General features: G+C 57.8%; 3 protein-coding genes and 1 pseudogene. All 4 read left to right on the forward strand.

The window, feature by feature from the left end; genetic code table 11:
* Positions 1 to 293 precede the first annotated feature (293 nt).
* A complete protein-coding gene (locus tag QZL67_RS09550; RefSeq protein ID WP_022290492.1) occupies positions 294 to 1,184 on the forward strand; it encodes a transporter substrate-binding domain-containing protein in 891 nt (296 codons plus the stop codon).
* Positions 1,185 to 1,279: 95 nt separating this feature from the next.
* A complete protein-coding gene (locus QZL67_RS09555; RefSeq protein WP_022290493.1) occupies positions 1,280 to 2,056 on the forward strand; it encodes an amino acid ABC transporter permease in 777 nt (258 codons plus the stop codon).
* A complete protein-coding gene (locus QZL67_RS09560; RefSeq protein WP_022290494.1) occupies positions 2,040 to 2,816 on the forward strand; it encodes an amino acid ABC transporter ATP-binding protein in 777 nt (258 codons plus the stop codon). The genes QZL67_RS09555 and QZL67_RS09560 overlap by 17 nt, the downstream gene beginning before the upstream one ends.
* Positions 2,817 to 2,950: 134 nt before the next feature.
* Positions 2,951 to 3,262 (forward strand): annotated as a pseudogene (locus tag QZL67_RS09565) (amidohydrolase); the annotation flags it as partial.

Below are 3,262 nucleotides of genomic sequence, written 5' to 3' on the forward strand. Positions count from 1 at the left end.
CCACAGCAGGGGCTTGATTCTGAATATTCATTTTTATATGCATTTTCCCCATTCATCAGTTTTCGTTAAAATCCACAATTCACCTGGATTTTTCCAGAATTAGATGGATATTTTTTCATCTTCATCCAAGCTCAAGCAAATAAATATTCATTTTTTTGCGGAAAAGTATTGACAACCACAGGGATGGCGTGATAAGGTAAGGCATGTCCCGAGGGGGAGCCGCTTCCCCGGAGGAAAAACGCATATGTTACCCCGCTTTGGCGGGAGATTGATTGGAAAAGGGAGATTGCATCATGAAGAAGTTTTTGACCTTGCTGCTGGCCCTGGCCATGACGCTGAGCCTGGCCGCCTGCGGCAGCGACAGCACCGAAGAAACCGAGGAAGAGACCGTGGACTACACCGCTATGAGCGATGACGATCTCAAGGCCGCCATCACCACCGTCACGGACGGCACCCTCACCGTGGCCACCAGCCCCGACTTCGCCCCCTACGAGTTCTATGCTCTGGACGAAAACGGCGATCCCCAGCTGGCCGGCTTCGATATGGACTTGGCGCAGTACATTGCCGATTATCTGGGATTGAAGCTGGAAGTCATTCCCATGGACTTCGACGGCACCATCATGGAGCTGCAGAACAAGAACGTGGATCTGGGCATGGCCGGTTACTCCCCCGATCCCAAGCGCGCTGACAGCATGGACTTCTCCGATGTCTACATCACCGGCGGCCAGTCCTTCGTGTGCCTGGAGTCCAACAAGGATCAGTTCACCTCTCTGGAAGATGCCAACAACCCTGATTATCAGATCGGCGCTCAGGTCGGCTCCATCCAGGCTGATCTGGCCCACAAGAACACCCCCGACGCTGACGTCATCGAGCTGACCAAGGTTCCCGACATCATTGCCGAGCTGGTGACCGGCAAGCTGGACGGTGCCTTCATTGAGACCATGGTGGCCGAGAGCTATGCCACCCAGTACCCCGAGCTGTGCCTGGCTCTGGAAGTCCCCTATGACGCCGAAGGCTCCGTGGTGGGTGTCTCCAAGGGCAACGCCGCTCTGCTGGAAGGCGTGAACCGCGCCATCGCCGCTGCCAAGGAAGACGGCTCCTTCGATCAGTATGTGGTCAACGCCGTGGATCTGGCTTCCGGTGACTATGCTTACCTCCAGGACGGCGAGATCGTCCAGCAGTAATTGCACCGCTGAATATCCGCAATTCCTCCCCGTGAGACCACGGGGAGGAATTGGCTGCTTTTTCATGTTATCCAAAGAAAAGGAGGAAACCGCCTGTGTTTACTGCCGCCGGTTTCAAAACGACATTAGAGTACATAGAGCTTTTCAAGCAGGGCCTGATCTGCACGGTGTCGCTTTCCGCACTGACTGTTATCTTCGGCTTCATCCTGGCCCTGATCCTGGCCATCATGCGGCTTTCCAGCGTGTGTCCCTTCCGTTTCCTGGCGCTGACCTCTGACGGCCATCTCCGGGACCGGGGATTTCTGGTCACGCTGAGCCGCTTCAATCCCATCAGCTTTGTGGCGACCGTGTACGTGGAAGTCTTCCGTGCCACGCCTATGCTGGTTCAGCTGTTCATGGTCTACTATGTGGTGTTCGGCGGCGTGGACCTGCCCTCCTTCAAGCTCTTCGGGTCGATTCGCTTTGACCGCTTTTTGCCCGGCGTGGTGGCGCTGTCCCTGAACTCCGGCGCCTACCTCTCTGAGATCATCCGTTCCGGTATCCAGTCCATCGACGGCGGTCAGACGGAGGCAGCCCGCTCCCTGGGTCTGAGCCAGGTGCAGAACATGCGCTTTATCATCCTGCCCCAGGCCATTAAGAACATCCTGCCCGCCATCGCCAACGAGTTTGTCACCATCATCAAGGAGTCCTCCATCTGCTACACCATCGGTGTGCAGGAGATCATGTACGCGGTGACTTCCATCAAGGGCGCCACCTACCGGATTGCAGAGCCCCTGGTCATCGCCACCATCGTGTACTTCTGCCTAACCTTCCCCACCTCTAAGATCATTGCGTACTTCGAAAGGAGAATGAGCCGTGGCGATAAGAGATAGTCTCATCCAGGTCACTGACCTGAAAAAGCATTATAACCACGGCGCCATCAAGGCTCTCGACGGTGTTACCGTGGATATCAACCGGGGCGACGTGATGGTGGTCATCGGCCCCTCCGGCTCCGGCAAGTCCACCTTCCTGCGCAGTTTGAACCTGCTGGAGCAGCCCACCGGCGGTTCCATTGTCTTTGACGGCGTGGACATCACCAAAAAGAAGGTGCGCAACGCCGACGGGAAGATGGTGAAGCTGAACATCGACCACCACCGTCAGAAGATGGGCATGGTGTTCCAGCATTTCAACCTTTTCCCCCACATGACCATTATGGACAACATGACCCTGGCCCCCATCCAGGTCAAGCACATGAACAAAGCCGAGGCCGAGGAAAAGGCCCTGGCTCTGCTGGACCGGGTGGGCCTCAAGGACCGGGCAGGTGCCTATCCTATCCAGCTCTCCGGCGGCCAGAAGCAGCGTATCGCCATCGTCCGGGCGCTGATGATGGAGCCCGAGGTCATGCTCTTTGATGAGCCTACCTCCGCCCTGGACCCCGAGATGGTGGGTGAGGTGCTGGAAGTCATGAAGGAGCTGGCCCAGGAGGGGATGACCATGGTGGTCGTCACCCACGAGATGGGCTTTGCCCGGGAAGTGGGCAACCGAGTGCTCTTCATGGCAGACGGCAAACTGCTGGAGTCGGGCACGCCGGAGGAGATTTTCGAGCATCCCCAGCATCCCCGGCTGCAGGACTTCCTCAGCAAGGTACTCTGAGCGTATTGTTTACGTTTTCATAGTCTCCCGCCTCCCGCCATGATGCAGGCGGCGGGCCAAATCCGGGCACGCACCACTCGTGCGTGCCCGTTTTTATGTGGACGGGCCGTTTCGCCCGGGAAAGGAGCAGTTTTATGACAGACGAAAAGCGGGCGGCACTGGCCGCCATTGAGGGCAAGGCGGATCTGGTGCGCCAGGTAGCGGACTCCATCTGGTCCTTTGCGGAGCTCTCGCTGCAGGAGGAGAAATCCGCAGCGCTGTATTGCGACGTGCTGGAAAAAGAGGGCTTCACGGTGGAAAAGGGTATCTGCAACATCCCCACCGCTTTCTCCGCCTCCTATGGCAGCGGCCGTCCCATCATCGGCTTTCTGGCAGAGTATGACGCCCTCTCCGGCCTCTCCCAGGACGGCGGCAGCCTGACCCGGCACGAGTGCGTCGCCGGCGGC

This window comes from Oscillibacter sp. CAG:155 (genome assembly GCA_000436875.1).
In the GTDB taxonomy this organism is placed as follows: domain Bacteria; phylum Bacillota; class Clostridia; order Oscillospirales; family Oscillospiraceae; genus Oscillibacter.